5 protein-coding genes are annotated in these 7,878 nt (G+C 45.0%); 2 read left to right on the forward strand and 3 right to left on the reverse strand.

The window, feature by feature from the left end; all coding sequences use genetic code 11:
• Together AB4232_RS12020 and AB4232_RS12025 are read left to right on the forward strand one after the other, a co-directional pair.
• Positions 1–4,026, forward strand: a 4,026-nt coding sequence (locus AB4232_RS12020) for a tandem-95 repeat protein (protein WP_372087186.1), incomplete at its 5' end; no start/stop codon positions are given.
• A gap of 212 nt (positions 4,027–4,238) precedes the next feature.
• Positions 4,239–4,592 carry a hypothetical protein gene (locus AB4232_RS12025; protein WP_012600731.1) on the forward strand — a complete coding sequence of 118 codons (354 nt, stop codon included), beginning with the start codon at positions 4,239–4,241 and terminating at the stop codon, positions 4,590–4,592.
• Between the two features lie 185 nt (positions 4,593–4,777).
• Here the strand turns inward: AB4232_RS12025 and AB4232_RS12030 are convergent, their stop codons facing one another.
• From AB4232_RS12030 to AB4232_RS12040, 3 genes are all read right to left on the reverse strand, one after another.
• The gene (locus AB4232_RS12030; RefSeq protein ID WP_372087187.1) at positions 4,778–5,674 is read right to left on the reverse strand and encodes an RNA polymerase sigma factor RpoD/SigA; all 897 of its coding nucleotides are present in this window, start codon (positions 5,672–5,674) and stop codon (positions 4,778–4,780) included.
• Between the two features lie 390 nt (positions 5,675–6,064).
• Positions 6,065–6,397 carry an Hpt domain-containing protein gene (locus AB4232_RS12035; protein ID WP_009844988.1) on the reverse strand — a complete coding sequence of 111 codons (333 nt, stop codon included), beginning with the start codon at positions 6,395–6,397 and terminating at the stop codon, positions 6,065–6,067.
• Positions 6,391–7,878 (reverse strand): response regulator (locus AB4232_RS12040; protein ID WP_372087188.1); only part of this gene is annotated, 1,488 nt, incomplete at its 5' end. The genes AB4232_RS12040 and AB4232_RS12035, both read right to left, overlap by 7 nt.

The raw sequence follows: 7,878 nt of genomic DNA on the forward strand, positions 1-7,878 counted from the left end.
GATATTGATGGTGATGAGCTTTCAGTTGCCGATGTTTCTTACACTGGCGCAGAGGGTGTGTTTACCGACAATGGCGATGGCACTTACACCTTTGCACCAAACGAGAACTTCAACGGTGATGTAAGTCTGGACTTCTCTGTATCTGACGGTACAGAGACGGTTGATGCAAATATCGACGTAACGGTAACAGACGTTAATGATGCTCCAGTGGCGGGTTCAACGTCTTACCAAATGAACGAAGATGGCACCATCACATTGAGCCCTGAGCAGTTGATTGCGAATAGCTCCGATGTGGACGGTGAGGTGTCGCTTGATAGCGTGAGCTACTCGGGTGCCGACGGTATCTTGGTTCAAAATGAAGATGGTTCGGTAACGTTCGCACCAAACGAAAACTTTAACGGCGACATCAACCTTGATGTGACGGTTATTGATGACGACGGTGCAACGGCTCAGACTAACGCTGGTATTGAAGTCATTGCAGTTAACGACGCACCAGTGGCTGGAAACGTGGCTTACTCGGTTGATGAAGATGGTTCAATTACGTTATCTCAAGAGCAGTTGCTGGCTAACGCATCCGATGTTGATGGTGATGCACTGACCGCAAGCAACCTATCTGCAGGCGATAATGCGACTGTAACAGCGAACGATGATGGTTCATTTACTATCACTCCTGATGCTGACTTCAACGGCGACATAGACCTAAGCTTCGATGTGTCAGATGGCCTTGAAACTGTTCAAGCAGGCGTCGACCTAACGGTTAACCCAGTCAATGACTTACCGACAGCCGCTGACCAAAGCTTCACAGTTGAGGAAGATGGAACGCTAATCTTCACGGATGCAGATCTACTAGCAGGCGCTACAGACATCGACGGAGATGACCTGTCTATCACGGATGTGTCTTACACGGGCGCAGAAGGTGTGTTCACTGATAACGGTGATGGCACTTACAGCTTTGCTCCAAACGAGAACTTCAATGGTGATGTAAACCTTGGCTTCACAGTGTTTGATGGCACAGAGACAGTCGATGCCAATATTGATGTGACCGTAACGGATGTGAATGATGCACCAGTGGCGGGTTCTACCTCTTACCAAATGAACGAAGATGGCACGATTACTATTAGCCCTGAGCAGTTGATTGCGAACAGCTCAGACGTTGATGGTGAAGTGTCGCTTGAAAGCGTGACTTACACAGGCTCTGACGGCGAATTGGTTCAAAACGATGATGGTTCTGTGACCTTCACGCCGAGTGAGAACTTTAACGGTGATATCAGCCTAGATGTGGTTGTAACCGACGATGACGGTGCGACTGCTACAACAACGGCAGGCATCGAAGTTCTGGCTGTGAATGATGGACCTGAGTCGGAGGAAGTGGAACTAACCACAGCCGAAGACAGCACCATTCTTATCACACAGGACATGTTGTTAGCTCAAGCTACCGACATCGATAACACCGCAGACGAGCTGTCAGCTTCGGGTCTACAAATCGACCCTAGCTTGGGTGAGTTGCTCGATAACGAAGATGGTACTTGGTCATTCACATCAAACGAGAACTTCAATGGTGATGTGCCAATGACGTTTGACGTTAGCGATGGCCAAGAGACAATCTCAGTCGACGGTAACATCGATGTCACGCCAGTGAATGATGCACCTGAAGCGCCAATGATTGAGATGCAAGGCGAAGAAGATGTGGTCATGGTGATTGACCCAGCTTACATCGCGGATCAAGTAACAGATCTTGATGGCGACGAGATCAGCATCGAGAGCATCACAGTTCGAGCTCCAGCGAATGCGACCTTAACTCAGCAGCCAGACGGCATGTATCACTTAGTAACTACTCAAGACTTTAATGGCTTAGTAGAACTGGGTTATCAAGCTACTGACGGGGAAGAAGTGGTTGATGGCTCGCTGAATGTGGATGTGATTCCAGTTAACGATGCTCCATTCAATGTCGGTAACGCGATGATGACCACAGACGAAGATGGCGCGTTCACCTTCGATGCTGGCGACTTGATGAACTTGTTCGGTGACATTGATACGGCGGACCTTGTTGTTTCTCGCATTATTACCGCAGACGGTGAAGATGGTGGTGAAGTAACGGACAACGGTGATGGAACTTGGACATTCACACCAACGGGCGACTTTGCGGGTGTTTCTGACCTACAAGTGGTCGTGAGTGACGGTGAGTTTGAAACGGTTCTCGATGTTCCTGTGTACGTCCGTCCTGTCGCAGATGGCGCAGTTATTTCAACTGACCATGACGGTCCATTAGTGTTCGGTGAAGATGAAACCGGTCACTTAGGACTGAATGTTGGACTAGTCGATGATTCAGAAACGCTAAGTAACCTAGTGATGACAGGTTTCCCTGTTGGATTCGAGGTAACCGATGGTGTGAATACTGTGATGATCACTGAGCCGGGTCAATATATCGACCTGTTCGACTGGGATATCTCAAACATTCAAATGACGCCGCCTGAAGACTTCCATGGTGAGTTCTTCGTAACAGTAAGTGCAACAACGGTTGATTACGGAGATGAGCCTGAAGCGTTTGAAGATGGCATCGATTCCGGTGACTTCGAAACCGTGGCGGGTGATTCCATCATCCTAACCGCTGATGATCTAATCGGATTGGCTGAGAATGTGGATGCTGACAGCGACGATGAAGTGAAACTGGTTCATCTTGCCGACCGCAGCCAAGGTGAGATTGTCGATAATGGCGATGGCACTTGGACGTTCACACCAGCACCAGGTTTCACTGGCGAAGCAGACATTGCTTACGTAGTTGATAAAGATGGCGTGCTTCATGATGAGCAAACTGGCGTGGTCGTGAAAGAGGGCGATTCACAAGAGAATGCAGCACCAGAAGTTAACAGCATCACAACCACTGAAATCGCAGCCGATGCAACCTTGTCGTTTACTGATGAAGACATGTTAGCGAACCTGACCGATGCAGAAGGCGATAGCTTGAGCATTGAGTCAGTGAGCTTGATGGAAGGTCAGGGCGTAATTGAGAGCGATAACCAAGGTAACTATCAATTCACACCTGCTGAAGACTACACCGGCGATGTTCAAGTTGGGTTTATTGCGACTGATGGCGAAAATCGCATCGAAAGCTTCTTCAATGTGGATATTCAAGGTGGCGATGAAGCAGCGGCGAGTGAAGGTTATGCCTTAGCTGATGATGGTTCACTAACTATTACCGAGTCACAGCTGGTGGATGAGTTAGGCGTGAGTGATTCTGCACAAGTTGTTGATGTTGCAGACGCGAACGATGCAGGCTTCTTTGCTGAATCTGGCGAAGGTGAGTGGACTTACTGGCCAAATGAAGACTTTGACGGCAACTTAGCGATGAATGTCGACGTTAACGATGGTGGTGAGGTGTCGAGCCATAGCTTAAGTATCCAAGTAGCCGATGATTCAGCACAGAGTGATGAACCGCAAGTACAAGCAGCTCAAGCAACGGAAGAGCAGCAAGTGGAAGTCGCACAACAAGCTGATGACCAAGCTCAAGACAGTGACACCGAAGCCGAAGACAGCGTGGCTGATGTAACGGCGGCTCCGGGCGATACTATCTCTATCTCGATTCCAGATGAGGTGAGTGGTAACGAATCGGTTGATTATGCTGAAATGTCTGGCTTACCTGAGGGATCTACTGTGAGTAACGCACTGGATAACGGTGATGGTAGCTTCACAATCAGCGGTAACTTAGATCAGTCTGTATCGGTTGAACTTCCGGAGGGCTACGAAGGTACTAGTGAAATCCAATTCCAAGGTTACGACGAATTGGGTGGATCAATTGACGGTGCGAGTGGTTCTGTTGAAGTTGAGGTCGATGATCAATACACCATGCAAGGTTCTACCCAAGATCAGCAACCAGACATGGCGGGTATGGAATCCGGCGGTAGCGATTGGACAAGTTCTGGTGGTCAAGATCAAGGGGTTGACTTCACGGACGACTCTGGAAGCTTCGATTCAGATTCTCAAACTGGAACCGATCAAGGCAACGACTTCGACCAAAGCTCGATTTAATCGAGAGGGCTTAGTTTTAGTCTGAACCGACATTTAGTCTAAACCAACAAGTAGATAGGGCAGCGTAAAGTTGCCCTGAGCAAAGCCATGTAGAGTGACCTTTGCATGGCTTTCTTGTTTGTCGCTAAGATTCATTCTTTGGCTTCAAAAAACTTGAGAATCCACAAGAATGTTCTTAGTTACTATAGAGATAGTTAAAAAGGAGTGAGGGCATGTATCGTTATGTCAGTTCGCCACAAGCGTCGAAATACATCGTGCCACCACCTCAACATCGTGAGTTGTCGAGTGTGGATGTTCCTGAGTCTGAATTGGAGATGCGAGAAATTCTAAATAATTGGTTTGCCGATGGTTTGGCTCCCATTATTCAAAGTGATGACGATTACATTGCGGCAAGCGACCAAGTTCGATTTGAGAAACTTAGCCGCACTGTTGGCATGTTATTGAGGAACAAAGACTATTACTTTGCCACTAAGCGTATCCTATCTTTGTGGGAACAAGATTGCCTTGAAACCACCTATGTTAATTACCTCATTCTACGCAGCGAAAGAGCCACTTCGTTAAGGTGATTAAACGCAGCCTGGGTTCGCTGACTATGATAGCTTGTTTTGAGCGCTTGTGATGACTCAAGTTTGCTAAGAAAGTAGGCAAACAAAAAGGGCAAGCTTTGAGGCTCACCCTTAAGGTTCTTTCTTTACTTAACGTTACAGTTTTTACTGACCGTTATTTTCACCTAATTCTATACAGGTGCGACTTAGACCCAGCCATCAAATTTCAGTCGTTTTTGAATTCTCTCGACCGCTTCTTTCTGCATTTGTCTAACTCGCTCATTAGACACATTCACATCCAACATTTGTCCAACCTCTGACAGTGTTTTCACCTTGTTATCGAAGAAACCAAAACGGTGAATAAGAACCTTCTGCAATTTAGGTGGCAGTGTGTTTATGATCTGCTCTAGCGCATGTGTAAATGATTGGTCTTCACAATCTTGTTGAGGATCGGGGATGTATTCACTTTCGCACTGATCCAATACGAGTGGTGCGTGGCTGATACCAACCGTCGTTGTTACGTCAATAAAACCGCTTAACGCAACCAGTTGATCGACACGTTCAGCTTTTACGCCTGAGCTATTCGATAATTCTGAGATCGAGATTTCTTTACGCATTTTTTTGCTTACATCGAGCTTCTTTGATGCAAGGCTATTAATTTCTTTGCACACATGAGCAGGTAAGCGAACGGTACGACCTTTATTCATTAAAGCCGCTTCAATATTTTCGCGAATCCACCACACAGCATAAGTCGAAAAACGATAGCCAGGTTCAGGGTCGTATTTATCGATGGCCTTGATTAAGCCAATGTTCCCTTCTTCGATAAGGTCGAGCAGTGTGAAGTTGTTGCCTTTGCGTTTTAGATAACTTTTTGCGATTTTTACAACGAGGCGTAGATTCGATTCGATCATGATGTCACGTGCTTGTTTGTCACCCGCACGATTCAACTTTGCGTAATACAATTCATCTTCACGCGATAACAGATCAATGCCCACGATATCCTTTAGATAGTGAGCATAAGGTTCTGTAGCAGTTGAAAATGATTCTTTAATGGGAGTTTCATTCGTGAGCCCCTGAAACGCAGCAAAATTGTCATTGTTCATTTCCTTGTCCTTATCTAGCCGACTGAACGTTTTATTTTATTATTATGTCACCAGGTGAATAACACTTGGTTTCATTGAAGTGTAGGTAACAGTTTCTTCTTTACCAATAAATAAAATGCAATTTCGTATGTTTATGTCACAAAAAAATCTACAAATATTTAACTATTTTGCATCCCATCGAGTGTGACGGTTTTTTGTTCAAGACATGTATGTAGGAGGTCTATAAAGTGTTGCTATGTTTGAGCTTATCTAGATAAATACCATGAATTTATAGGCGTGGATTAGCTATATAATTGAGAGAGAAAATGACAAGAGTCGAGGTTCAATGTTTCCAAATACCTCAACTCCTTTGGCTACTAAGTTTCACCACGTAACTCTTAGTTCTATCGACTAATAAGTGCTGAGCACATCATCGATTTGTTGATTGATGATTTTTACTTCGCTGTAGATAACCGAAAGGTCATCCGTTTGAGGTGCTAGTTTATTGGATGTGTTTTGCTCGACTCTTTCTAAGGCCGCTGTAGCTGTTTCTTCGCCGAAGCTGGCTAATATGCCTTTTAATGTATGTACGATAAAATGAAGCTTGCCCCAATCTTGTTGCTGTACCAGTTCTTGTATCTCTTCTAATGAATTGCCATGGTCTTCTTGATACACAGACAATACAGCGAAGATTATTTCTCTGTCATTATCTAAGTAGGCATTTAAGGCATCGATATCTAGCATATAGACTCCTGTTGGCTGTATGTTGAAAATGGGCTAGGCGGCTTACTCGAAAAACCAGATCTTAATGAATCACTAATCCATTGATTCCATTTTGGAGGAAGTTCTAACTGTAAAATTTCTCTTAAATAGTCGTCGCTAAGTTTTTCATCTATATGAGCTTTATGAACGGCATATATATAGTCAAGTTTGGCGGCAACTGAATATGGGTAACTGTGAATATAGTCTTTTAATTCCTGTATTGACCCAAAGTTATCAATGTTTATACAAGTTGAAGGGTCGACATTTTTGGACTCAAGTTTGTGGTTTACTGCTTCTCCACGAGATTTTAGGCATTCCACTGCTAAGTGATAAAGAGAGTACTCCCCAAAATGGACGAGCAGTGGTAATAGTTGATCGAGCAAGTAAGTTGGTTGGCTGTGGAAATTATTCGCTAACAGCGTTGAAGCTCTAATCACTTTTTTGTGGGCAACCTGAGGGCTATTTTCGATGAGCAAGATACTGCTCTGAAACAGGGCAAGGCTGGCTAAAACCTGCTGCTGTTGTTTTACCGGAAGTTTCAGGTTTACTAACTCGGTGAATTGGTTGGCGTGCTCAAGCAAAATACGTTTGTACTTTAGTTGCGTCTCGCGCTGATAAGTCGCTTTTAACGAATTAAAGTGCGCACAAATGGAGTGAATGACATCAATGTCAGCAGCTGAAATATGGGTCGCATACATCTCACCTAACTTTATGATCATACGTGTGTTGTCTGCGTTCTCAGCCAAGTCAATCGCCCTGATTGCACGATGGCTGATACTTGGTGTCATCTCAAATGCACGAATCGCTAATTTCAGAGCAGGAAGCAGCATCTTATGTTTTTCGTAGATACAGCTTAAGCAATCAATGACGCTCAATGAGAGTGGCTGCGCGATCAGAAAGTTGTGGAGCTTATCTATGGCTAGATCCTGTTTGCCTAAACTGTCGAGAATCAGAGCTTCAGCAACCAGTTTTGTCGGGTGCATGTTGGTTTTCGAGTGGTTAATGACGCTAGAGAGCAATTGCCAATTCTTACCTGAAATTAAATGTTCAATCAGTGTCGCTTCGAATTGAACGCTAGTGCCATTAGGCGAGACCGCTAATGCTTGAGCCAATTTATCCTGACTGGTGATTGGATATAACTCGTTCAGTTGTGTCAGCTTTTTCGAGACGGACACAGCACTTTGGATCTTTTTACCTAACCTCTGAGTATGAATCGGTTTAGAAACGAAATGGTGTGCCTCGCCTGACAGGGCAGTTAATACCGTTTCTTGACGCATATCCCCGGAGAGTAAAATTGTCGCAACCGTATGGTCGATGAGCCTATTTCGATACAGAATTCCTAATAGTTCAAAGCCCGTGAAGAATTGCTCTAGGTGGTAATCGATGAGGAGTACATGAAAAGAGTGAGTCTCGACCGCTTTAATTGCTTGTCGATAGTCGGTCGCAATAAAGATGCAATCATG

The organism is Vibrio sp. 10N.286.46.A8 (genome assembly GCF_041470165.1).
GTDB lineage: Bacteria > Pseudomonadota > Gammaproteobacteria > Enterobacterales > Vibrionaceae > Vibrio > Vibrio tasmaniensis_A.